This window comes from Acinetobacter sp. CIP 51.11 (assembly GCF_000369665.1).
GTDB classification, from domain to species: domain Bacteria; phylum Pseudomonadota; class Gammaproteobacteria; order Pseudomonadales; family Moraxellaceae; genus Acinetobacter; species Acinetobacter lwoffii_S.
The window spans coordinates 648,464-674,555 of record NZ_KB850128.1; the positions used below are offsets into that span (position 1 = coordinate 648,464).

Sequence of the window (26,092 nt, forward strand, 5' to 3'; positions counted from 1 at the left end):
AATAATGTTTTGGAGCAGCTATGTGGTTCTTGCTGGTACTGATTTTGGGGATAGGGGCGTTGGCGATCTGGATGTGGAAACGTCCGGATCCGGTGAAACGTGATCAGGCGAAGGCTGTACAACATGATTTATGGATTGAGCAGATTGATGCTCAACTGAAACATGCAGCACGTTTGAGTTCAGATCCGGAACATCCGAATTATGAACGTGCCTATCAGATTTATCAGGGACTGGCTCAGCAACAGGAAATTCCACAAGCCTATGTAGGTATGGGCCTAATGCATCTGCAAGGTCTGGGACATGAGCAAAATACTGAAAATGCGATTAGCTATTTAGACAAAGCCTTTCGTTTGGGTAGTGATGAAGCAGCTTATCATTTGGGGCAGATTTATGAGGAAGAGCGCTATCAAATGGCTGATCCGGAAAAAGCGCTGTACTGGTACCGACATGCGGTAGCACGTGGCAATTTGGATGCCCAATATCGTATCACTGAACTTTCTTCTACCGAAGACCATTCTCAAAACGAGATTGCTGCAGAAAAACAGCGTCTAGCATTATTAATTCAAAATGCCGGGCAGGGACATGCCAATTCACAATATCAGCTGGCGCAGTATTATCTGGCAGATTCAGCAACGCAAGATTTGGTTCAGGGAATTCATTATCTGTTTCTGGCGGCACAGCAAGATCATTTGGCTGCCAATCAGCAGATCGCCGATGATTATGCGCATGGTCAGATTCTGCCCCAAGACCTGACGCAATCGCTGCAATTTATTAAACGTTGTATCAGTCTCGGTGACCAGAAAGGTCTGTATGACTATTATGCCGGTGTGTTGCAAGGCCGTATCGATACCGACCAGCGTCAACGCGTGTTCCAGCATTTATTGCAGCAGTCCAAAGAGCATGCCGATGCACAAGCCAAGACTTTAATCGGGCTGGCTTATTTTCATGGCTGGTATGTTGATAAAAATGAAACCATGGCATTTCGTTACTGGTCGGAAGCGGCCAACAGTCAGCATGCGCCTGCATTATGCATGATTGCTGCGCTGTACTTTGAGCAGCACCTGGTGGCCAACGAACCGCAAAAAGCATTTGAGTTATATCAGGCTGCCTATCAGCTTAGTCCTGATGATGTGTCTGCACAGATGGGGCTAGCGCTGTGTTATTTAAATGGTGTCGGTACAGTAAAAGACATTGCCAAAGCCACACAAATGATTCAGAGCGCGGCACAACACTATTGGCAGATTGTGGCTCAGTCTGAAGCGGATTTAATTTATATCGTCGGGCGTTTTTATAGTCTGGCGGAATATCCATTGCCGACACGCGACAAAGCCGTCCAGTATCTGAATCAGGCGGTTGCGAAAGGCTCCAAGGAAGCAGCCTGGTTCCTGTATCAGGCTCTGTCAGGCATTTATCCTGTCTTTGTGAACAATTTAGAGTTGGCAAATCGCTATCTGCATCAAGCTGCGCAATTGGGTCATGCCCAGGCACAAGCAGAATTGGGCTTGAAGTATCTTGAAGGGCAACAGATTGCGCAGGGTATTGCCTTAGGCTTGAGCTATCTGCAAAAAGCAGCCGCTCAGCAGAATGGTGTGGCGCTAAATGCTCTGGGTGAAGCCTATGAGCAAGGTCAAGGTGTTGAGAGTAATATTGAGCAAGCCGTACAGTATTATCAGCAGGCGGCAGCGCAGGTGAATGCAGATGCCTATAGTCATCTTGGGCGTTTATATACCAAAGGCATTGGCGTGGAGCGTGATATTGGGATTGCACGGGACTGGCTGGAAAAGGGCAGTTTGCTCGGACATGAACGATCAATTGAATTATTGAAAAATGTGAATGCGTATTTGCAAATGAAATAAACTGGCTCAAATCATACGAGCTAAAAAAACCGCTGTCTAACAGCGGTTTTTTTATGAATCAAGCTTTGTTAAGGCAATTGTTTAATCGGGCTACCACCCAATGCCTGCATCAAGGTGACATAGGCATTATATTGATTCTGTCGGGTTTGCACCAAAGACAGCCGCGCATTGTGCGTAGTTTCCTGTGCATCCAGCAGGTTCTTTAAAGCGACTGCACCATTACGATAACGCACTTCAGTCAAGCGTTCAGTTCTTTCTGCCAGCTCAACATTGCGTTGCTGCAAAGCCACCTGCTTAGTGAGCTCAGTCCGATTCGATAAGGCATTTTCCACATCGGCAAAGGCTTCATACATGGTCTGGCGATACTGGATAATGGCTTTTTCATATTCCAGCTCATTGACTTGCAGATCACGTTTCATGTCATTCCATTGCAGGAAAGGCAAAGTCAGACCAGCACCTAAAGTTGCAACCGGATTTTTCAGGGCATTCGAGAGGGAAGTACTGCTGCCAATACCGGTGGTCAGATTACCGGTCAAACTAATGGATGGATAGTAGCTGGCTTTGTTGGCATCTTTATTGGCTAGTGCCTTACGCAAGCGCAGTTCAGTCGCTCGAAGGTCAGGGCGACGTGACAACAAACTCGCCGGTAAGTCAGCCTGAATACTCGGCAATTGAATATTCGGTAAACGGCTTGGCTCTTGAATCACGAGCTGTTGAACCGGCATGTGCAGCAATACCGCGAGTCCGGTACGTGTTTCCACACGTTGCTGTTCAATCTGGCTTAAAGTCGCCTGTTGACTTTGAATTGCCTGTTCCGCCTGGGTTAAATCCAGACCGGATACTGCGCCGGCACGATATTGCACCCGCACCAGATCATAGGTTTTTTGCGCGGTCGCCAGATTTTGCTGTACCACACTATAACGTTCATTCAGATAAGCCAGTTGCCAGTACAATTGTGCCGTGGTGCCAATCAGGCTTTGTGCGGTTGCCTGCAAGTCTTCTTCAGAGGCCAGTGCTTCCCAGCGTGCCGCTTCAGTCTGATTGGCCAGTTTACCAAACAGGTCCAGCTCATAGCTTAAGTCCGGATAACCCAGTGAAAGACCCGTCGAAGAATCGCCGCCACCATCTAGGCTAAAACGATGGCCCGTTGAAATTCTTGCATCACCGACGCGAACGCCTTGCTGACTTTGAGCTTGTCTGGCTTGAATACGGGCCTGTTGTAAACTGATGCCGGCCACTGCCAGATCGGTATTCTGCGCCAATACTTCCTTCACCAAATTATTTAATTGCGGATCTTTAAATAAAGTCCACCATTGATCTGCCAAAATATCGGCATGAATCTGCTGACTAAGCACCTTATTGTTTTGAAAGCTGCCCGGCATATTGATCGCAGGCTGTTCATAGGGGGTTTTCACCACTGCGGCACAACCGACCAGCGAGCTTCCCAGCAACAGGGCACTGGCAAGCTTGGTTAAATTCATTTGCATATCAGATTCCTTATTCGCGAGAGAGCGCATCGACTGGATTCAGACGAGCAGCGTTACGTGCCGGGATAAAGCCAAACACAATCCCGATCAGGCTTGAGCAGACAAAGGCCGCTACAATCGAAGTGGTTGAATACGCCATCTGGAAAGTACCGCCGGCAAAATGGGTAATTAATTGGCCAATCCCGAGGGAAAGCAGCACACCCAAAATACCACCCAAGATACAGACCAGAACGGCTTCAATCAGGAATTGCTGCAAAATATCACTTTGACGGGCACCCACCGCCATACGCACACCAATTTCCTGAGTACGTTCGGTTACCGATACCAGCATGATGTTCATGACCCCAATTCCGCCGACCACCAGTGAAATTACCGCAATTGCTGAAATCAGCAGAGTCATGGTCGCCGTGGTTTGCTGAATGGTTTCACGAATACTGTCGGCATTCTGGGTAAACACATCCTGCGCGCCATGTCGCTGTACCAGCAGATTCAGAATCGCATTTTCAGCCGCCGCACTTGGGTATTCATCCTTAATCCGCACAATGATGCTACGCACATTGGATTGCCCCAGCATACGGCTCATGACGGTGGAATACGGCAGATAGACATTCAGGCTGTCATTATTGCCCATCATGCCTTTTTGCGCGTCAATCACCCCGATAATCCGGCTCGGTACGCTCCCGAGTAAAATCACCTGACCCACCGGATTGGTGCCATCCTTAAAGAAGGTGTTTTTGGTATTGGTGTCAATGACGACATCTTGCGCCTGTTGCATGACGCTACTGCGGTCAAAAGGCTGACCGGACTGGAAAGTCATGCCACGCACGTAGAAGAAATCTTCACTGACGCCGTTGACCGTAGCTGAAGCTTCAATTTCTTTATAACGGCCGGTGACACTGCTATTCACCGATGGGCTGACGCCATCGACATACGGTTGTTCAGCTAGCGCATCGGCATCGGCCGGAATCAGGGTTTTGGACTGTGAAGATCTGGAATTATCCCCAAAGCCTCGACCCTGAAATACGGTAATGGTATTGGTCCCCAGACTGCTGATATTTTCCAGAATCTGCTTTTGTGAGCCATTACCGAGTGCCACCACCGAGACCACCGAAGCAATACCGATAATGATTCCGAGCATGGTGAGGAAAGTCCGCATGCGATGTGCATTCATGGCCAGCAAGGCCATCCGGAAGGCTTCACCCAGACGGTCAACTGCAGAACGCCATGAAGAAATCTTCTTTTGTTCACTGCGGATCAGCGGCTGTTTTTCCAGATGCTCTTCGACTTCAGGAACATTGGGCTGGTCGGAAATGATATTACCGTCTGAAATCTCGATAATCCGGGTCGCATTTTTCGCTACATTATGATCATGCGTGACCAGAATGATGGTATGACCTTTGGCATTCAGTTCACGCAAAATACGCATCACTTCAATACCGCTGTTCTTGTCCAATGCACCTGTCGGTTCATCGGCCAGAATCACGTCACCGCCATTCATTAGCGCACGGGCAATCGAAACCCGTTGCTGCTGACCACCAGAGAGCTGGCTCGGACGGTTCTGGGTTTTTTCACCCAGACCGAGATCAGTCAGAATCTTGACGGCTCGCGCATGCCGTTCAGATGAATCCGCACCGGCATAGATCGCAGGGACTTCGACATTGCCTGCTGCATTTAAATCGCCCAGCAGATGATAACGCTGAAAAATAAAGCCGAAATATTCACGGCGTAATTGCGCCAGTTCATCCGCTTCCAGTTCCCGGGTTTCACGGCCTTTGACCTTGTAGCTACCCGTGGTCGGTTTGTCCAGACAACCCAGAATGTTCATCAGGGTCGATTTACCGGAACCGGACTGACCGACAATCGCCACCAGTTCACCCGGATAAATCTCTAGATTCACCCCTTTTAAAATCTGGACCGTGCTTTCACCCGCAGGGAATTCACGAACCAGATTTTTCACCTCGAGGAGAGGCTGTTGTTGTGAATTCATGCTTACATTCTCATTGGGCCACGGCTATTGCCACCGCGTTTTGCTGCATCATTGGAGGTGTCAGAACCATCGGCAATCACCACCTGATCACCACGTTTTAAACCTTTCAGCACTTGCGCAGTCGCACGGTTATTCAAGCCGATTAATACAGGGGTTGGTTTCGCAGTACCATCGGCTTGCAAGACACGAACCATGCCACGCTGTGCTTTACCTTGCTCAATCAATGCAAGTTCTGCTTCAGACAGGTTTAGACGCGCTGGACGTTCACCGGCAGGGCGATTGCCTTGAGCCGATTCAGCTTCAGGACGTGATGCCGGACTGCCTTCACCGCGAGAACCCTCACCACGCGCTTCACCACGATTGGCACGTGGCGGACGGTTTGAACCTTGAATGGCCGCAGCAGGAATGGTCAGCACATTTTTGGCTTCATCCAGTACGATATAAACTTGTGCAGTCATATCAATACGTAATTTTCCATCTTCATTCGGTACATCGAACAATGCGTTGTAATACACCGCAGAACTTGACGATGAGCTTGAGGTATTGCTATCGGTATTAATTGAATTGGGTGCAGGCTCAACCTGACGTAGTTTGGCGTAAATCTTTTTCTCGTTATTGCCTAACGTAGTGAAATAAACCGTCTGACCTTCTTCAACTTTCATGACATCCGCTTCAGAAATTTCAGCTTTAATGGTCATGGTGTCGAGTTTGGCCAGTTTAACAATGGTCGGTGCACTCTGGTTGGCATTCACGGTTTGACCTTCTTCAGTCACAATCGCCACAATCGTGCCATCCATCGGGGCTACAATCTGGGTATAGCCAAGATCTTCTTTGGCAGTCGCCAGCGTCAAACGCGACTGTTCAATCTGTGCATTGATAGCGGTGATATCCGCTTGCGCCGTTTTATAGTTCGCAAATGCCGATTCCAGCTCTGAGCGAGAAGTGGCATCCTGTGCATACATGGCTTTCTGACGGTTGTATTCAGCTTCAACTTTGGCCAAATTCGCCTGTCTTACTGCAAGTTGTGCCATCTGATTTTTAATGCTGGCTTCAGCGGTTTTTAAATCATTTTCCTGACGAACGGAGTCAATCCGCGCAATCAGCTGACCTTGCTTGACCTGATCGCCCAGTTCTACATACATTTTTCTGACCTGACCCGAAACCTGCGCCCCCACGCTGACCATCTTGGTCGCTTCCAGAATACCAGTCGCCAGTACAGAGCTTTCGATATCGCCTTGGGTGACTTCAGCCGTAATATATTGCGGAGGCTGTTCTTTGGGTTTGAGGAAGTACCACCCCGCAGCTATGAGCGCAATGGCAATCACGGCGGCCATAATCAATTTCGTCGGTTTTATTTTTGGCATGATCAATATCGGTTCAAAATCAGAGAATTGTGAACGATTATAAAAGCGAAATTAGGATAAATCGTGTATTTTTTTAAACTAATAGGAATGATTATTATTTTATTTTTCGAATTTTGACAAAGACTTAGTGAAATAGGGGCTTGCCACAGATACTGGAAATCGCCTGTAGTACCAAATGCTCCGGATTTTCATGTCCGAGTCCTTTAATTGAGGCATCAATTCTTAATAATAACCCCGGCCAGGCCAGAAAAGTCTGTGGGCTGAGACGGCGCAAGGCTTGTTGATATAACCCGACTTTGGTTTTCCAGATCCCGATTTGCAAGGCATTTTGCGGTTGTTCAAACAGCTGCATCAACAGACGCATTTCCTTGCTGAGACTCCATAAAATCAGGCTCATCGGTTCACCTGAAACGACTAGATACTGAAAAATTTTGATCGACTGGGAAAGATTACCTTGTAGCAGGGCATCGCTCAAATCATAGGTGCTATAACGTGACTGATCTTGTAAACATGCATATAAATGATCAACCTGAATGATATCGACTTCAGCAAAGGTATCGCTAACCCGCATCAGGCTGTTCTTTGCTGCAAGCAGGTTGTGCTCATGATGTTGTTCCAGCCATTGCCAGGCATCATTGGCTAAACGAATGCCGAGTTTTTCAGCTTCAATACCCAGAATCTGCTGCCGGTCTTTTGGATAATTGGCCACCAGCGAAACATTCACACCATTGGCATCAATCAGCTGAAAGAAACTGGATTTCAGGCTATTACTATCCTGTTTGGGCATCACCACCAACAGCAGGTTTTGTTCATTATGCTGCAAATAGTTTTTCAGTAACTTGATTGCGCTGGCATCCGGTTTGATATTGCCATGTACTTCAATCGCCAACTGGGTTGAAAACAGCGACAAGCTGTTCAAGGCATTAAAGACGGTTTTCCAGTCGGCGACCGAACTAATGTCATAGCGTTGACGTTCAATGTCCTGCTTTTGCCAGCTGGCCCGAAAGGCATCAATTAAATTCTGTTCCAGCAAAGGCTCTTGACCATGCAAGACCCAAGCACCGCGAGCTTCATCGACACGTTTCAGGGCTTGCAGATAATCAAGTTTCATAAAGAGGTCTTATTGAGCAGGTTGCGCTGAGGTATTTTGTTTGGCTAAGGGTAAGCGGTTCGATGAAATCTGACGCGCGATCTGCTGCGCCACATCATCAATAATGACCTGATTCAGATATTTTTGTTCCTGGTCATCGGTGTTGACCGTTTCAATATCATATTGATACGTACGTGTTGCCACGACAGTGCGTGGTTCAGTGATCGGATTGCCTTGTGCATCTTCAATCCGGAAAGTCACGTTTAAACGTAATAAGGTTTCAACCAGTTTACCGTTCAGTTCCAGACGGCGAGGAGTGTAATCCAGGACACGTAACACATAAGCTTTAGGTGCATTACTTAGCTGTACGCCTGCAGCACCGAGGTAAACTGCCAGTTTCTCTTGCAGTTCTTCAGTGTTGGGCGGTAAAGACAGGCTCATGACAGAGTAAGCAACAGGTGCGGAGCTCGGATTGGTTCCTTTCAGGTGAAAACCACAGCCGACTAAGCCTGCACTCAGACCACAAGTTAAAACAATTGCTGCTAAACGTTTGCTCAAATGCATGTGTTGCCCTCTATGCTTCCCGAAGGGGAATATTTGAAATCCTGAACTGGATTGTAAAGTCAAAGCCCGTTGGCTGGCAACGGGCTTTGTTTGGGAATTGTGAAATCCTTCATAAAGTTCCTTCTCCCTTTGGGAGAAGGTTAGGATGAGGGTTTATATATTTACCTCTCCCTAACCCTCTCCTGAAAGGAGAGGTAATGTAAGGACTTAAACCACCAAATTCACTAATTTATTCGGTACTACAATTTCTTTCTTGGTTGGACCGGTCAAGAATTGTTGGACTTCAGGCAATGCTTTGGCTTGAGCCAAGATGTCATCTTTAGAGGCATCTACAGATACTTCTAACTTACCACGGAGTTTACCGTTGACTTGAACCACAATCGTTTGTGTATTACGTGTCAGCGCAGATTCATCTACCGCAGGGAACAAAGTTGAATTCAATTCAATCCCAAATTCAGCCAATAAAGTCTGGCTTAAATGCGGTGCAAATGGTGCAAGTAAAGTTAACAGCGTGGTAATCGATTCACGTGCAACAGCAACGTCATTGTCATCTTGGGCTTCAAATTTGTTGTTAGCATTTAAAAGTTCCATCAATGCAGCAATGGCAGTGTTAAATGCATGACGACGTTCAATATCATCACCGACTTTTTGGATGGTTTCGTGTGTCTTACGACGCAAGTCTTGTGCAGCCGTAGACAGTGCCGCTTTATCGATGTTTGATGCACCGTTACCTTTTTCAAGGAAGCCTGTTGCTAAACGCCATACACGTTTCAGGAAGCGGTTTGCACCCTCAACACCGGCATCAGACCATTCAAGTGATTGATCAGGTGGAGCCGCGAACATCATGAACACACGTGCCGTATCTGCGCCGTACTGGTCAATAATCGATTGCGGGTCGATACCGTTATTTTTCGATTTCGACATTTTTTCCTGACCACCAACGATAACTTCCTGGCCATCTTCTTTATATTTGGCAGAAAGCACACGGCCTTTTTCGTCTTTTTCAAGCTCGATATCTGCCGGATTAAACCAGGTTTTCTTACCTGAGTCTGCTTCACGATAGAAGGTATCTGCTAGCACCATCCCTTGCGTTAACAAGTTAGTGAATGGTTCATTGCCTTGTACCACGCCTTCATCACGCATCAATTTGTGGAAGAAGCGTGCATAAAGTAAGTGCAGAATCGCGTGTTCAACACCACCGATGTATTGGTTCACAGGAAGCCAGGTTTGACCTGCTTCAGGTTTCACCATGCCACCCGTAAAGTCTGGAGATGCATAACGTGCATAGTACCAAGACGATTCTACGAATGTATCAAGCGTATCTGTTTCACGACGTGCGTCGCCACCACAGCTTGGACAAGTCGTTTCATAGAACTCAGGCATTTTGTTCAGTGGGTTACCTGAACCATCTGGAACAACGTCAGTCGGAAGAACCACAGGAAGCTGCTCTTCAGGTACTGGCACTTGACCACATGATGGACAGTTAATCATTGGAATTGGACAACCCCAATAACGCTGACGGGAAACCCCCCAGTCACGTAGACGGAATTGAACTTTAGAACTTGCTAGGCCTGTTGGTTCTAATTTAGCAAGGAATGCATCGTATGCACCTTGGAAATCTAGACCGTCAAATTCGGCTGAATTGACCAGTTTACCTTCTTTCGAGTCATACCATTCTTGCCATTGAGTCGCATCAAAGTCAGCATCATCTGCGCCTTTAGCATCAATCACTTGCTTGATGGTCAAGCCATATTTATTGGCAAATTCGAAGTCACGTTCATCGTGTGATGGAACTGCCATCACTGCACCTGAACCATAAGACATCAATACATAGTTGGCGATCCAAACCGGAACTTCTTCGCCAGTCACAGGATGCTTCACAGAAAGACCGGTTGCCATGCCTTTCTTCTCGGCAGTCGCAAGATCCGCTTCTGCCACAGAACCCATACGGCATTCTTCAATGAATGCAGCCAATTCTGGGTTTGTTTCAGCCGCTTTCAGCGCCATCGGGTGTTCTGCTGCAACTGCAACATACGTTACGCCCATCAAGGTATCGGCACGTGTGGTGAAGACTGTTAAACCATCTGCATAAACTTCTGGATTCGCTGAAGGGAAGGTGATTTCCATCCCTTGTGAGCGGCCAATCCAGTTACGTTGCATGGTCAATACTTGTTGTGGCCAACCGTCTTTAAGCGTGTCTAAATCGTCCAGTAACTCTTGCGCATAATCAGTGATGCGGAAGTAGTACATTGGAATATCACGTTTTTCTACCAATGCACCTGAACGCCAGCCGCGACCATTTTCAACCTGTTCGTTGGCAAGAACAGTCTGATCGACCGGATCCCAGTTCACTGTAGAAAGTTTACGGTAGATCAAACCTTTTTTATAAAGCTGAACAAATAACCATTGTTCCCAGCGATAGTATTCAGGGGTACAGGTCGCAAATTCACGATCCCAATCCACTGCAAGACCGAGTTTTTTCAACTGGTCACGCATGTAAGCGATATTTTCAAATGTCCATTTTGCCGGTGCAACCTGATGCGCAATCGCTGCATTTTCAGCAGGCAGACCAAAAGCATCCCAACCCATCGGTTGCAGGACCGTTTCACCTTTTAAGCGATGGAAACGGCTGATCACGTCACCAATCGTATAGTTACGCACATGACCCATATGCAGCTTGCCACTTGGGTAAGGGAACATCGAGAGAATATAACGACGTGGACCTTCTACTTTGTCGGCAACTTTAAAGGCTTTGCGAGATTCCCAATCCTGTTGGACTTGAGGCTCAATCGCACTGGCTTGATATTCGGAATCAATGTGAGTAGTCATAAACGTATCAGTGAATTACGGTGAAAAAAGTCTGTTGCACAGCATAGCGCAAAATGCACCTAAAAGTGAATTTTGCGCCAGCATTTACCGAAGAAAAAACACGCTGTTCTATATAGAGGTGTCTTATAAAGCAACTGCACGATTTTTAGATTGCTGCAAGGCTTCGTTGGCTTCACGTTGTTGCTGGTCCTGATTCGCAGGAACTTGAGGGGCTTGTTGCTGTTGTTCTTGAGGTGTGTTCTCGGTTTGAACTTCAGTTTCAGCTGTTCTTGGAGATGCCGGTGCTGAATTTTTCCAGCCATAAGTATCCACTGTGGTGGCTTTTTTCGCAGATTTTGGTGGTGGCGTCTTGGTATAATGCGTGACACCTTTCGCATCGACCCATTTATGATACTGGATCGCGGAAGCGCTGGTGCTACAGATGCTCAAAACAACTGCGCAACTCAAACTGAAGGCGGTTAAAAAAGATATTTTCATTGTTCTTGGGCCTCGGCTTGCTAGGCATGGAATACTGCAATTATTGTAGTGATATTTTCAGTAAAAATGATGGATTTTTATCTGCTTTATTCAAAGCTAACTGCTTAAATAAGCTCAATCTAGCGTATAAGAAATCAGAGACAAATCTTCGTATACAAGATTTATTGATAAACAATTTCCTTTCATTTAATAAAAATTCATTCATTTTTTTTATATAAGACATATTAAAAATTTATAAAATTAAACCATTAACTCTATGAATTTTATTGGATTAGATGAATAGACAAGACAGTCAATGCATGGCTATGAGCTGATATTGCTGTTAAAAACAGCAGATCTAGGCACTAGTAAGTATGGATTGTCTGTTTTTTAAACTTGACTTTAAAGCCTGAAAACACAAGAATGCTGCAATAGTTTTATATGCCTTAGATCGATCACCCTTCGACTAAGTGTCATTTCATGCAGTGGGCGATTTTTCTAGCCGAGAAATTGAACAAAGCTAAGCAAAATATGTTTATCCCAACATGTTTTAGATCCCGTATTGCTCGAACAGTGAAGAGATCAGATTTTTTTCCTATTGCTTTGAAAACTATGAAATTTGTGTGCTATAACAGTGCAGACAGTTAACAAACGAAACACTGCAAATGCCTCCCATTTGTGCAGTGAATAATATTAGGGTGAATCACGTTGGAACTTCTATCTGGTGGTGAAATGCTTGTTCGCGCATTAGCGGACGAAGGCGTTGAACATGTTTTTGGATACCCAGGCGGCGCAGTTCTTCATATTTATGATGCGCTATTTCAACAAGACAGAATCAATCATTATCTCGTACGTCACGAACAGGCTGCTGGTCACATGGCCGATGCTTACTCACGCGTGACAGGCAAGACCGGTGTTGTGCTGGTGACTTCAGGTCCGGGCGCAACCAACACGGTGACCCCAATTGCAACGGCCTATATGGACTCAATCCCGATGGTGATTTTGTCAGGTCAGGTTGCGAGTCATCTGATTGGTGAAGATGCATTCCAGGAAACCGATATGGTCGGTATTTCCCGTCCTATCGTGAAACATAGTTTCCAGGTGCGTCATGCCAGCGAAATTCCTGCGATTATCAAGAAAGCCTTCTATATCGCGTCTTCAGGTCGTCCAGGTCCTGTAGTGATTGATATTCCAAAGGATGCGACCAATCCTACAGAAAAATTTGCTTACGAATATCCCGAAAAAGTGAAGATGCGTTCGTATCAGCCACCGTTCCGTGGTCACTCAGGTCAAATTCGTAAAGCGATTGAAGAACTGATCCATGCTAAACGTCCTGTGATTTACTCAGGCGGTGGTGTGGTTCAAGGCAATGCTTCAGCACAATTAACAGAATTGGCGCATTTATTAGGTTATCCAGTGACCAATACCTTGATGGGTCTTGGCGCATTCCCGGGTGATGATGAGCAGTTCATCGGTATGTTGGGTATGCACGGTACTTACGAAGCCAACATGACCATGCACAATGCAGATGTAATTCTGTGTGTGGGTGCGCGTTTCGATGACCGCGTGACCAACAATCCTGCGAAATTCTGTCCGAATGCTAAAGTCATTCATATTGATATCGATCCAGCGACGATTTCAAAAACCATTATGGCGCACATTCCAATCGTCGGTGCTGTAGAGCCTGTATTGAATGAGATGTTGAACCAGTTGAAACAGCTTAATGTTTCTAAGCCAAATCCTGAAGCGATTGCGGCATGGTGGAAACAGATCAATGAATGGCGCAAGGTTCATGGCGGTCGTTTTGAAGCAGGTGTTGATGGCGTAATGAAGCCACAACAAGTGGTTCAGGCATTGGACAAAGTGACCAATGGTGAAGCGATCATTACTTCTGACGTCGGTCAGCATCAGATGTTTGGTGCGATGTATTACAAATACAAACGTCCACGTCAATGGATCAACTCAGGTGGTCTAGGCACTATGGGTGTGGGCTTGCCGTATGCAATGGCTGCGAAGCTTGCATACCCGGAACAGCAAGTAGTATGTATCACCGGTGAAGCATCGATTCAGATGTGTATCCAGGAGCTTTCGACCTGTAAGCAATATGGCCTGAATGTAAAAATCCTGTGCTTGAATAACCAGTCTTTAGGCATGGTAAAACAATGGCAAGATATGAACTATGAAGGACGTCATTCAAGTTCTTATGTAGATTCATTGCCTGATTTTGCCAAACTGATGGAAGCCTATGGTCATGTCGGTATTCAGATTAATCATGCCGATGAGCTAGAGTCGAAGCTTGCAGAAGCGATGGCGATTAACGACAAGTGCGTATTTATTAACGTTATGGTAGATCGTACCGAGCACGTTTATCCGATGTTGATTGCGGGTCAGTCGATGCAGGATATGTGGTTGGCTAAAGGGGAGCGCACGAAATGAGACATATTATCTCTGTACTCGTAGAAAACGAATCAGGCGCGCTTTCCCGTTTAGTGGGTTTGTTCTCACAGCGTGGCTACAATATCGAAACATTGAATGTTGCTCCGACTGAAGATCCAACGCTTTCACGTTTGACATTGACCACTTATGGTGATGATCACAAGATTGAGCAAATTACCAAACAGCTTAACAAGTTGGTTGAAGTGGTGAAAGTGGTTGACCTGTCTGAAGGTGCACATATTGAGCGTGAATTGATGCTGATTAAAGTCAAAGCATTGGGTTCATCGCGTGACGAAATCAAACGTACGGCAGATATTTTCCGTGGTCAGATTGTCGATGTAACACCAACGACCTATACCATTCAAATCGCGGGTACCACTGAAAAAGTGGATGCGTTTATTGATGCACTTGCAGAACACACGATTTTAGAAGTGGTTCGTTCAGGTGTATCAGGTATCGCACGCGGCGAAAAAGTACTCACCATCTAAATTTTAAGTATTTCCTCATCTGAATAAGAAGAGGGTATCAGGCAATGTAAATTTAAGGGTCATTGCCTGATTTAACGGACAAACAAGCATTTAAGCGGAGACAGCAATGCAAATTTTTTACGATAAAGACTGTGACTTATCTATCATCCAATCTAAGAAAGTAGCGATCATTGGTTACGGTTCACAAGGCCACGCGCATGCGCTTAACCTGAAAGATTCTGGTGTTGACGTAACTGTAGGTTTACGTGCGAACTCTGCTTCTTGGAAGAAAGCTGAAAATTCAGGTCTTAAAGTTGCTGAAGTTCCTGCTGCTGTAGCACAAGCTGACGTAGTGATGATTTTGACTCCAGATGAGTTCCAATCTCAACTTTACCGTGACGTAATTGAGCCAAACATCAAGCAAGGCGCTACTTTAGCATTTGCTCATGGTTTCTCGATTCTTTATAACCAAGTTGTTCCACGTGCTGACTTAGACGTAATCATGGTTGCACCTAAAGCTCCTGGTCACACCGTACGTTCTGAATACCAACGTGGTTCAGGTGTTCCTGACCTTATCGCGATTCACCAAGATGCTTCTGGTAATGCGCGTAACGTTGCTCTTTCTTACGCTTCAGGCGTAGGTGGCGGCCGTACAGGTATCATCGAAACTTCATTCCGTGAAGAAACTGAAACTGACCTTTTCGGTGAGCAAGCAGTTCTTTGTGGTGGTGCTGTTGAATTGGTTAAAATGGGCTTCGAAACTCTGGTTGAAGCTGGTTATGCACCAGAAATGGCGTATTTCGAATGTCTACACGAACTTAAATTGATCGTTGACTTAATGTTCGAAGGCGGTATCGCGGACATGAACTACTCAGTGTCAAACAACGCTGAATACGGCGAATATGTAACGGGTACTGAAGTAATCAACGAACAGTCTCGTGAAGCAATGCGTAATGCGCTTAAACGTATTCAATCTGGCGAATACGCGAAGATGTTTATTCAAGAAGGTGCGTTGAACTACCCATCTATGACTGCTCGTCGTCGTCAAAATGCGGCTCACGGTATCGAAGTTACTGGTAACAAGTTACGTGCGATGATGCCTTGGATCCAAGCGAACAAAATTGTAGATAAAGAGAAAAACTAATTTCTCGAATCAATTGATTTGAATGCGAAAACCCACTTAATTTGAGTGGGTTTTTTATTTCTATGTTTACGTGCCTGAAAAAATGGGAAAGCAGTGCTTTCCCATTTTTTTCATATCTTGGAGCCAAGCAAACAAAATCGTTGATAAATAGAAAAACTAATCTCTTGATTGGCTGATTTTTATGCTATAAAAGCCCTGCGAAAGCGGGGTTTTTTATTGGATAAGAATAATGATTTTATATAAATATATGAGCTTTGATGATGCTCTTTTAACCTTAAATAATCGGACATTAGCTTTTTCGCATTTAGAGGATTTTAATGATCCGTTCGAATGTACAACATTAGGCTTGTATGATCATATAATTTCAAAGCGAAATTCTAATGAGGTTTTGCAGCAGAAGTTTTCCAGAAAGTATTTAATTACATGTTTAACTAAACAGCCATTAAATCCATTGATGTGGGCACATTATGCAGATAGCCATAATGGTGTAGTAATTGGAATTGACGTAAATAAAGCTGGATTGAATGATGCTGATAAATTCATTATTACAGCAGACTGTGGTTCAGTCACATATTTAAGTGAAGAGCCGAAAAACTTAAATCGATGTACTGTTGAATTTTTGAATAATGTTGAAAATTTAACTTGGGGAAAAGATAAAGAAATATTGAAACAAGCGCTACTTAATAAAATGCATTTTTGGAAGTATGAAGAAGAGGTAAGAATTGTGAAAAAAATTTCACCTTATATTTCTACCTATCATATACCACGTCAACGAAAGTATAATTTTGATGGTCAAGTATGGCAGAAAATTACACCAGGATTTAAACCAATTTATATATTGGAAATAAATCCTGATGCCTTTGTTGATGTAACATTTGGATTAGGTTCATACCGGAAATTAAGACGTTCACAAGAAAAAGAAACTAATACTTGGAATCCTGATAATATAGAAAAATTAGATCGGTTATATAACCTTTGTAGAAGTTTGAGTTTACCTGTATTTAAAGTAGATAAAGATTATGATAGGTGCGATCTTACACGTAAAAATATTGATATTTAAAAATATTAAGTAATAATATTGGTTTTAAAGCATAGTATGTGTTCTAAATTTCCACTTCATTTTTCTTTTCAAAAAATGAAGTATAGCCAGCGTAAAAACTCATTCTTATTGATCATGTCCACACTCAATTTTTTATTATTTGATTTGTATAAATCAGTTATTGAACTGTAATTGTACGACCTCTAAAAAAAATCAATTAAAAAATATTGAAATAAAAATCACTAAACTTATTTTTACCTTGAGGTCAATCAAAAAAATATTTATTAGAATATAAATTTTGAAATTAAATTTTTAAATATTAAAATTATTGATAAATTAAATTAATAGTAATTAAAATTTAATAATATTATAAAATTAATTATTTACTTTGTTACATTTTTATACTCTAGGTTTAATATATGCTTTGTGTTGTTTGATTGTAATTGTTTGTTTAGCTGAAAAATATTAAACTTTTATGATGCTGTAAAAATAACTATAAAAAATAAAAAAAATAATTTTTTTAAAGGGTAGTATCTGGAAATTGTAAGCATTTGTAAGATTTATTTCCAATTTAAATTGAGTAATTTGAAAAAATAATTATATCAATGTCTTGTGGGTATTTTTATCTATTAAATGAAGTGTAGTGAAAGTATGGAATGCTTATAATTTTAAATGGATTGTATTTGTAATAATTTATATATAAGTCTAAGTGCTTATAAAATAAATAAATATATAGATAGATAATTTTATAAAAATATAGGCGGCTATATTGTGAATATTAAAGCTTTGTACGCTAATGAAAATAATCGCACTAATATGAGTCTGCGCTTAGAAAAATAGCTCTGAATTCTAAGAGTTGGGATATAAGCGTTAAAAATAAAAGAAAAATATATTCTTTTAAAAAAAGAAATGGAGAAAAACATGAAAAAAATGACTCAAGCCACATTGGCAGCACTCGTACTGGGTTTTGGTTTTAGTTCAACAGCTCTATACGCAGCAGAAACAAACCGAGGTGGTCCTCCACAACAGGGTCCAAATAAACCTCATAAACCAGGCAAACATGGATGTGGAGACAAATGTGACGGAAAAATTGACATTGTTTTGGAAGTTCCAAGACATTGTGATTTAGATGTTGAGACACCTCGATTAACACTTGCACAAACCACGGGAGGTAATTGGAGCGATGCGGGCTTCTTTAATGTCAGCACAAATGCCCCTTATCGATTAAATATTAATCCACTAAATACTTTGCGCAATGGTGAGAACTCTGTACCTGTAGTTGTGACTACTACACGTGGTGGAAAAGCTTATTATGGCACTCAGTCAAGTACCAAAGGACAAGCTCATCGTTGGGATGTCGCAGCTACAGTAGCTGGTAGTGCGGTTGAAGCAGCTGATGCTGGTACTTATCGTGGTGTATATAACGTAGAAGTGCGATTCTAATAATAAGAAATTTTTTATATAACATTTTGAATAAGTAGGAGATGTACTACATCTCCTATTTTAATATTTTTATGATTAATAATAATTATATTTAGGTTTGGGAGTGAAATATGATTAAAAAAATTATAGGATTCTCTATATTGTTTTTGTTTAGTTTTTCTTTATCAGCGGGAATAAAGTTCAGTCCTATCCAAGTCTATATTCAAGATTTTAAAAGACAGAAAAGTACAACTGTTAATATTGAAAGTACAGGATTAAGTACTTCAAAAATATATGAAATTAGTGCATTTAAATGGCAGCAAAATGAAAAAGGTGAAGATGTTCTATTGGAGGATAATACTTTACTGTTTAATCCAAAAACATTTGAGCTAAAACCTGAAAGTAAACAAGTTGTCCGTATCGGGTTTAGCCAACCCCCATTAAATTTAGAGCAACAGCAATCATGGAGGATCATTTTTAAAGAAGTAACACCAGTTGATGATAATTCTTCGATTAATTTTTTGTTTAACTTCTCACTGCCTTTTTTTGCTGGAAAACAGGTTACACCACAATTAAATATAGATTTGCAAAAAATTAATGAACTGGCTTATCTAAATGTAAATAATCTATCTAAATCTCATGCAAAAATTACTGAAGTTATAGTATTGGATGATAAAAATAATCAACTCATGAAAAAAGATTTTGTTCAATATATTTTGAGTGGAAATAAAATTAAATTTGAACTTGGCGAATTAAAGGAAAATGGAGATTTGAAGTTAAAAATAAAAGTGGAAGACCATGAGGGATATTTGGAATTTCCTGTAAAAGCCTAGAAGATGCTTACAAAAAGAATAAATAGTAAAAGGATGATGCTATGAAGGTCACTAAAATTCTTCTAATGATCGCGTGTGGGATGGGGCTAACAAATGTAAATGCTGAAAATGTTCAACAGACGGTGCAGAAAGACAATCTAGAAATGTTCATCGTAAATATATGGGTAAATGGCTTAGATTATAAAACTGAAGCAATTCATTTTTCTGATGGAGGGCAGAGGTATATTGAGTGTGAGGCTTTATCCAGAATAGGAATTCACATTGAAAGGATCCCCCGTCACTTGGTCAAGAAGGAGTTCTGTTTATTGAATCAACCAGGTGTAACAGTTGAAGATGACTATAGTTTACAAGCCATTAAAATTAACTTTCCAGTCAATTATTTTGAAGATACTCATTATGAATTAGAGGTAGAAAATCCCGAGAAAGCGAATTTTGGAGGGTTTGTTAATTATAGTTTATTTTATAATAAAGATGATGCAGAACAAGAGTTTAATACATTTTCAGAAATTGGGATATTTAAAGATTATTGGTTATTAAAAAATGCTTTTTTATATCGTAATGAACCTGAAGATATTGAAGAAGGATTTTTACGTGTCAATACGACGCTCGATGTTGAATTTCCAAAAATCTTTTCAAGACTTACCTTGGGAGATACGACAAGTCCTTATAGCAGTTTAAATAATTCTTTTCGGTTTGGGGGGCTAAGCTTTGGTACCAACTATACCAATCGTCCAGACTTTGTTTACTGGAATGCGCCTACTTTAAATGGAAGTGCAAGCGTACCCTCAACAATTGATCTATATATTAATGGGGTGCGTTTATATCGGGATTCTGTGACCCCTGGTAATTATAATCTTCCTGCTGGAGCAATGCTAAATCAGGCGGGTGATGCACAAATTGTTGTAGAAGATATTTTAGGGAATAGGAGCGTCCAGAGTTTTCCGGTTTATATTAATAGTCGATTATTAAAGCCAAAATTGAACGAATATAATATTTCATTAGGTAAACTTAGATATAACTATGATTATGTCGATGATGATTATCGGGAGTTTTTTACAAAATTGTTTTACCGGCGGGGTATAACGTCTTCAACGACTTTGGGAGGAGATTTTTTATATAGTAAAGATGTCAGCAATTTTGATTTTTTATGGACCCAAGGAATAAGTAAATACTTGCTTATGGATAGTGCATTTTCAGTTAGCCAGACAAAAGCGAATGATGAACAAGGATATGCGGCTTCGATAGCCCTGAGTCGGGATTTTAGAAACTGGTCCTTTGGTATAAATAGTCGATATTTTACTCAGGAATATCAATATTTAAGTGGTGATATATATGACTCTAATATTGAAGCCTCAAATATTCTATATTTTAATTTTTCCAATTTGGGATTCATTGATGGATTAAATCTTAGTTATATTTATCAATCTTATTATGAGCAAAATGGTTTTAGTAATGATGCTCAGAAAATTTTTGATATTCGAGCTTCAAAAAGCTTAACAAAAAAATTATATACAAATTTTGGCTTTTATAAAGATTTTGGGAATGATGGGGATCATGGTTTCAATATCGCCTTATCTTATGACTGGGAAGAAAAGGGTCAAATTTATTTAAATCACGATACTGAAGATAATGAAACGAGTTTAAGTTTTAGTCACAGAACGATGACTCAGAATGGTTTTGATTATGTTTTGGGGGTTAATCGCACTGAAGAAGAAGTTAATTACAATGCTTATGGTTTATGGAAAACCAGTATTGGTAATTTACAACTTTCTCATGATGAATATGAGAATCGTCGTAATTCACAGGCTATGTTTGAGGGCGCCTTGGTTTGGCTAGGTAGTAAAATAGCATTCACCAAATATGCTGATAATGCTTTTGCTCTGGTTGAGGTCGATCAACATCCAAATCTTGATATCTATCGTTCAGCGAGTCTAGCTGGAAGCACCAATAATCAAGGCTATATGTTTATACATAACATCATCCCTTATATCCATTACGATATTTCTTTTGACCATAACCAGTTAGCGATGGAAGAAACTTTTGAACACTCTTCTAAAAAAATTATTGGTCTGGATCAACGTGGATATAAGCTGGATTTTCCTATCTATAAAACCAAACGTATTGCGCTAAGAATTAAAGATGCACAACAAAATAATTTAGTCATAGGCTCTGAGGTTCTTGTGGATGGTCTCAGTACAGAACCTTCTTTTGTTGATAGTCAGGGTATTGTTTACCTATATCTATTTAAAGCAGGCACTTACAACATTAAAGTGAAGACTAATAGAGGGCAGCAGTGCCAGGCTCAATTCATTCTGAATGAAAACCAATTCCAGAATTCAGACAAGCAAATTCTGGAAACTATATGTAAGTAGGAGTAGAAAAATGAAAAAGCTCTTTTTATTTATTACCGCACTCAGTATGAGTGAAATAGCCATGGCCCAATATTGCTCGATTGATGGTTTTACCACTCCAGAATTACGTCTAGCCAGCTATCAGCGTAGTCAGGCTGCCACTTCATTTAATATTTCATGTGATATGGGCTATTCAATTTTATTTAATAGTCAGAACCTGGTGAGTTCCAACGGGATAAGTTATGTGTCTAATGGTCCTAATAAATTGCGTACCAAATTAAATTTGAGTGGTGCAAATAGTGGGTTATGGGGAGTCAGAGTGAATCAGGGAGCTTCACAGAGACAGAAATATATCGTTTCGGTTCAACTCGAAGAGAATCCTTTTAATGGGGTTCCAGCTGGAACTTATCGTGATCGGATTTCTGTCGATATTAATTTTTAAATCATAGAAATAAGGAAATTGCCTGAAAGACTTTAAACCAACCTGGGATCAGTACAGTAAAGCAAACATGCAGGAACTTTGAGGAGGTTAAATGAAGATCTGTATAAAGTGAATATCTTTTTAGTCTAAGAATTAATTGGTATTCACTTATTTTTTTAATATAAATAATAATTTATAAGATTTATTTTTGGCTTTTTTTAGTTATTTTTATTCATCAAATAGTCATGAGATCTTTCTATACTGGGTGAAAAATATAAGCGAATAGGTGCGAGATGCAACAAATTTCCATCTCAGAATTATTAGAGCAAAGACCTGTTATTCACAAAATCCAGTTTGATTTAAAAGAACAACGTAAACAGGCCATTCATGACAAAATAGTCCTGGAAGATCTGACACGGTCCCGTTTAAAAATTGCCATCGTTACCGAAACTTGGCCTCCTGAAATCAATGGTGTTGCCCATGCTTTATTGCAACTTTGTAAAGGATTACAAAAACAGGGGCATAAGATTTTATTAATACGTCCACAACAACGGCAAGCCTGTAACGATTTTAAACCACATAGTGAATGTCTGGTTAAAGCGCATTGCATTCCTAAATATAGTAATTTGCAGTTTGGTAGACCGCAATTTCTAAAAATCCATCAAGCTGTTGAAACTTTTACACCCGATATTATTCATATTGTGACCGAAGGCCCTTTGGGTTTGGTAGCTCAGCAGCTTGCAAAATTCCATAAAATTCCAGTCTCTAGCGGTTTCCACTCGTCATTTCAGGAATTTAGTCGGTTTTTTGATTTGGCTTTTTTACTAAAGCCAATTCAAGGCTATTTAAAGTGGTTTCATAATAATACTGATTTGACCTGTGTCCCGAGTCGAGGCACGGCTCAAGCCTTAAATCAGTTTGGTGTAACTTGTCCCTTGGCAGTCGTGGGCAGAGGCGTCGATCCAGATACATTTTCACCAAAGTGGCGATCACCAGATTTGCGCTATGCTTGGGGAGTTTCCAACGAGACCCGGGTGATGTTGTATGTCGGACGGCTTTCTCCTGAAAAGGAAATTGACGTGCTGATCAAAACCTATTTTGTGCTGCGTCAGGTTCGTCAGCAAGATGTGCGTTTGGTGGTGGTCGGAGATGGGCCGGATCGTACTCGACTGCAACAACTGAATCAGGATGGTAGCATTGTTTTTACCGGTAGCTTGACAGGGGAAAAACTGTCAGCGGTGTATGCCAGTGCAGACGTATTCTGTTTTGCCAGTCAGGTTGAAACCTTTGGAAATGTGGTATTGGAAGCGATGGCCAGTGGCTTGCCAGTGATTGCTTATGATTATGCTTGTGCAAATTTGCATGTGCAGCATGGTGAAACGGGATGGTTGAGCAGACTTGGACATCAGCAGGGTTTGATCCAGCAGATGCTCGGATTGCCTGATCTGCAAAGATTGCAACAAATGGGCACACAAGCACGTAAAAAAGCCGAAAAAGTAGGCTGGCAATATCCAGTCCGGCAATTTGAACAAGCATTGTATTCACTGTTACAGCATCAGGAATACAGGATATAAAACAAGAAAGGAGCACCAGTGTGAAACTCCAGAATGTAAAGATTAAATTTTTAGAAATCGATTTGAAAGGCTGTGTTTATCTGAATCATTTTTCGCATTCAGTCCGTATTGCCACTTTTTTTAAAATGATTAGCCGCTTAGGAAATGGTGCATTTTGGTATTTCATGCTGATACTGGTTTGGATCATGCAAGGCTTGATCTATACCGTGCAGATTGTTTATCTGATTTTGGGAAGTACTATAGGTACTATGATTTACAAGGTGCTTAAAATCAAAACTGTACGACCACGTCCTTATCAGGTACATCAAGTGATCCGTTTGGGTGAGCATCCACTGGATCATTTCAGTTTTCCTTCCGGGCATACCTTGCATGCCGTGATGGCAACCACCGTTTTAGGTTATGTCGCACCTTTATTACTGATGCTGATGTTGCCTTTTACGGTTCTGGTCGCAGTGTCCCGAATGGTGCTGGGATTGCATTATCCAAGTGATGTGGCAGTTGGCGCAATTCTGGGTGGCATGATGGCAATTGCCATTGTCCTGACCGCGCCTTATCTGAATATTGTGCTGTAAAAATAAGTGAAAGCCGGAGCAAAGGCTCGCAGATTTTCACAGATTTGTTAAAGTACAGCATCAAAGCAATTATGGTGAGAAATAGAGATGGGTTTACGTTGGACTGACACGCTCGATATCGCGATTGAACTCTATGAAGCGCATCCAGATGTGGACCCGCAGTGGATTCGTTTTACTGATTTACATGCCTGGGTGTGTGCTTTGCCTGAGTTTGAAGATGATCCAACCAAGTCGACTGAAGGTTTGCTTGAAGCCATTCAAATGGCATGGATTGACGAGGCACGCTAAGGCCTCATCTTAAAAAAGCATTTTTTTACAGATGAAAAGCAGAAAAATGCGCATTATCTCGGTATAATGCGCCAAATTTTCATGTCAACAATTGACTTAAGGAGCCTATCATGGCTATCGAACGTACTTTATCTATCGTTAAACCAGACGCAGTTGCTAAAAACCACATCGGCGACATCTTTGCTCGTTTCGAGAAAGCTGGTCTTCAAATTGTTGCAACTAAAATGAAACATTTGACTCAAGCTGAAGCTGAAGGCTTCTATGCTGAGCACAAAGAACGTGGTTTCTTTGCTGACCTAGTTGCATTTATGACTTCTGGTCCAGTTGTTGTTTCAGTTCTTGAAGGCGAAAATGCTGTTCTTGCTCACCGTGACATCCTTGGCGCGACTAATCCTAAAGAAGCTGCTCCTGGTACTATCCGTGCAGATTTCGCTGTAAGCATCGACGAAAATGCTGCTCACGGTTCTGACTCTGTAGCATCTGCTGATCGTGAAGTTAACTACTTCTTCGCTCAAACTGAGATTGCTCCACGTACTCGTTAATTCGCAGTATTCAAGCCAGATAAGTGTTATTATACTTATCTGGTTTTTTTATTCTCTGAATAATTCTTTGCTCACATATTGAGCTTCTCCTTTCATCTTTAGACATGATTTAGGTAATACACATGAGTACTGAAGCAGTCGCTGTATCAGCAGTTTCTGAGCCGCAGCAACACACTCCATCCGCTCCAGCACAGGCAAATACTGTCGAGAAAGTGAATTTACTTGGCATGTCACGTCCGCAAATGGAAAAATTCTTTGAGGACATGGGTGAAAAGAAGTTTCGTGCCGGGCAGGTGATGAAATGGATTCACCAGTTCTTCGTGACTGATTTTGCTGAAATGACCAATATTTCAGGAAAACTGCGTGAAAAACTGGAAAAGATTTGTGAAATTAAAGCGCCTGAAGTGGTGCATAAAAACTATTCTAAAGATGGTACCCGTAAATGGGTATTCCGTGTTGGCGATGGCGAAGGTTCTCTTGTTGAAACTGTACTGATTCCTGCTGAACATCGCAGTGGTTTACGTCGCACTTTGTGTATTTCTTCACAAGTGGGCTGTGCACTGGACTGTTCATTCTGTTCGACTGGTAAACAGGGTTTTCAGCGCGATTTGACCCAGGCAGAAATTATCGGTCAGCTCTGGATGGCGAACTATTCCTATATGGAAGATGTGCCGGTACTTGAGCGTGAACGTTCAGTCACGAACGTGGTGATGATGGGCATGGGCGAGCCATTACTCAACTACGATGCCGTGTTGAACTCGATGCGTGTGATGCTAGATGACTTTGCATACGGCATGTCAAAACGTCGTGTGACTTTATCGACTTCTGGTGTGGTACCGAAAATCGATCAGATGGTCAAAGATATTGACGTGGCGCTGGCTATTTCATTGCATGCGCCAAATGATGAACTGCGTAATGAGCTAGTGCCGATCAATAAAAAATATCCGCTTGAGCAGCTGATTGCTGCATGTCAGCGCTATATTGCTAAAGATGGTAACGAAAGTTCACGTAAACATGTGACGATTGAATATGTGATGTTAGATGGCGTGAATGACCATCCTGAACATGCTCAGCAAATGATTAAGCTGTTGAAGAATTTGCCAAGCAAGATTAATTTGATTCCTTTTAATCCGTTCCCGCATGCGCCATATGGCCGCTCAAGCCGCAACCGGATTATTTCTTTCCAAAAAACTTTGTCTGATGCCGGTTTTGTGTGTACGATTCGTCAGACACGCGGTGATGACATTGATGCCGCGTGTGGCCAGTTAGTCGGACAAGTCGCTGACCGTACCCGTCGTGCGGAACAGTGGAAAAAGAAAATTGCGCAATCGAATGAGATCATGCGCTCACAAGGATAATAAGAGGTCGCC

21 protein-coding genes are annotated in these 26,092 nt (G+C 42.1%); 14 read left to right on the forward strand and 7 right to left on the reverse strand.

Annotated elements, in window-relative coordinates:
- The first annotated feature begins 20 nt into the window (after positions 1-20).
- A complete protein-coding gene (locus tag F894_RS03320) occupies positions 21-1,856 on the forward strand; it encodes a tetratricopeptide repeat protein (protein WP_005245970.1) in 1,836 nt (611 codons plus the stop codon).
- Positions 1,857-1,924: 68 nt separating this feature from the next.
- Here the strand turns inward: F894_RS03320 and F894_RS03325 are convergent, their stop codons facing one another.
- From F894_RS03325 to F894_RS03355, 7 genes are all read right to left on the reverse strand, one after another.
- The gene (locus F894_RS03325; protein ID WP_005245972.1) at positions 1,925-3,343 is read right to left on the reverse strand and encodes an efflux transporter outer membrane subunit; all 1,419 of its coding nucleotides are present in this window, start codon (positions 3,341-3,343) and stop codon (positions 1,925-1,927) included.
- Between the two features lie 10 nt (positions 3,344-3,353).
- Positions 3,354-5,330, reverse strand: a complete 1,977-nt coding sequence (locus F894_RS03330; protein WP_005245974.1) for a MacB family efflux pump subunit — start codon at positions 5,328-5,330, stop codon at positions 3,354-3,356.
- Between the two features lie 2 nt (positions 5,331-5,332).
- Positions 5,333-6,694: a MacA family efflux pump subunit gene (locus F894_RS03335; protein WP_004733071.1), complete on the reverse strand. Its 1,362-nt coding sequence runs from the start codon at positions 6,692-6,694 to the stop codon at positions 5,333-5,335.
- A 124-nt stretch (positions 6,695-6,818) separates the two neighbouring features.
- Positions 6,819-7,805 (reverse strand): DNA polymerase III subunit delta, encoded by a 987-nt coding sequence (holA, locus tag F894_RS03340; RefSeq protein ID WP_004733070.1) that lies wholly within the window; start codon positions 7,803-7,805, stop codon positions 6,819-6,821.
- A 9-nt stretch (positions 7,806-7,814) separates the two neighbouring features.
- Positions 7,815-8,348, reverse strand: a complete 534-nt coding sequence (locus tag F894_RS03345) for an LPS-assembly lipoprotein LptE (RefSeq protein WP_005245975.1) — start codon at positions 8,346-8,348, stop codon at positions 7,815-7,817.
- A gap of 207 nt (positions 8,349-8,555) precedes the next feature.
- On the reverse strand, positions 8,556-11,177 hold the full coding sequence (gene leuS / locus F894_RS03350) for a leucine--tRNA ligase (protein WP_005245976.1): 2,622 nt from the start codon (positions 11,175-11,177) through the stop codon (positions 8,556-8,558).
- A gap of 123 nt (positions 11,178-11,300) precedes the next feature.
- Entirely contained in the window at positions 11,301-11,654 is a 354-nt protein-coding gene (locus F894_RS03355; protein ID WP_005103228.1) for a DUF4124 domain-containing protein, read from the reverse strand.
- Positions 11,655-12,341: 687 nt separating this feature from the next.
- Between F894_RS03355 and F894_RS03360 the strand changes: the two genes are divergently transcribed.
- The 13 genes from F894_RS03360 (at position 12,342) to rlmN (ending at position 26,080) form a co-directional block, all read left to right on the forward strand.
- Entirely contained in the window at positions 12,342-14,069 is a 1,728-nt protein-coding gene (locus F894_RS03360) for an acetolactate synthase 3 large subunit (RefSeq protein ID WP_005245977.1), read from the forward strand.
- Positions 14,066-14,557: an acetolactate synthase small subunit gene (gene ilvN / locus F894_RS03365; RefSeq protein WP_004278369.1), complete on the forward strand. Its 492-nt coding sequence runs from the start codon at positions 14,066-14,068 to the stop codon at positions 14,555-14,557. Before F894_RS03360 ends, ilvN begins: the two co-directional genes overlap by 4 nt.
- A 106-nt stretch (positions 14,558-14,663) precedes the next feature.
- Positions 14,664-15,680, forward strand: coding sequence for a ketol-acid reductoisomerase (gene ilvC, locus F894_RS03370; RefSeq protein WP_004278368.1), 1,017 nt, complete (start codon positions 14,664-14,666; stop codon positions 15,678-15,680).
- 229 nt (positions 15,681-15,909) lie between these two features.
- Positions 15,910-16,740, forward strand: coding sequence for a DUF2971 domain-containing protein (locus tag F894_RS03375; RefSeq protein WP_005245978.1), 831 nt, complete (start codon positions 15,910-15,912; stop codon positions 16,738-16,740).
- A 900-nt stretch (positions 16,741-17,640) separates the two neighbouring features.
- On the forward strand, positions 17,641-18,162 hold the full coding sequence (locus tag F894_RS03380; RefSeq protein ID WP_005107882.1) for a hypothetical protein: 522 nt from the start codon (positions 17,641-17,643) through the stop codon (positions 18,160-18,162).
- Between the two features lie 110 nt (positions 18,163-18,272).
- Positions 18,273-18,974: a fimbrial biogenesis chaperone gene (locus F894_RS03385; RefSeq protein ID WP_005245979.1), complete on the forward strand. Its 702-nt coding sequence runs from the start codon at positions 18,273-18,275 to the stop codon at positions 18,972-18,974.
- A 41-nt stretch (positions 18,975-19,015) separates the two neighbouring features.
- Complete coding sequence (locus F894_RS03390; protein WP_005245980.1) at positions 19,016-21,346, forward strand: fimbria/pilus outer membrane usher protein; 2,331 nt, start codon at positions 19,016-19,018, stop codon at positions 21,344-21,346.
- Positions 21,347-21,356: 10 nt separating this feature from the next.
- Positions 21,357-21,767: a hypothetical protein gene (locus tag F894_RS03395; RefSeq protein ID WP_005107879.1), complete on the forward strand. Its 411-nt coding sequence runs from the start codon at positions 21,357-21,359 to the stop codon at positions 21,765-21,767.
- Positions 21,768-22,039: 272 nt separating this feature from the next.
- The gene (locus F894_RS03400) at positions 22,040-23,320 is read left to right on the forward strand and encodes a glycosyltransferase family 4 protein (protein WP_005245983.1); all 1,281 of its coding nucleotides are present in this window, start codon (positions 22,040-22,042) and stop codon (positions 23,318-23,320) included.
- A gap of 20 nt (positions 23,321-23,340) precedes the next feature.
- Positions 23,341-23,892: a phosphatase PAP2 family protein gene (locus F894_RS03405; RefSeq protein ID WP_004278361.1), complete on the forward strand. Its 552-nt coding sequence runs from the start codon at positions 23,341-23,343 to the stop codon at positions 23,890-23,892.
- An 87-nt stretch (positions 23,893-23,979) separates the two neighbouring features.
- A complete protein-coding gene (iscX, locus tag F894_RS03410) occupies positions 23,980-24,180 on the forward strand; it encodes a Fe-S cluster assembly protein IscX (RefSeq protein ID WP_004278360.1) in 201 nt (66 codons plus the stop codon).
- Between the two features lie 110 nt (positions 24,181-24,290).
- Complete coding sequence (gene ndk, locus F894_RS03415; protein ID WP_004647460.1) at positions 24,291-24,722, forward strand: nucleoside-diphosphate kinase; 432 nt, start codon at positions 24,291-24,293, stop codon at positions 24,720-24,722.
- A gap of 122 nt (positions 24,723-24,844) precedes the next feature.
- The gene (gene rlmN / locus F894_RS03420; RefSeq protein WP_005107875.1) at positions 24,845-26,080 is read left to right on the forward strand and encodes a dual-specificity RNA methyltransferase RlmN; all 1,236 of its coding nucleotides are present in this window, start codon (positions 24,845-24,847) and stop codon (positions 26,078-26,080) included.
- Positions 26,081-26,092 lie beyond the last annotated feature (12 nt).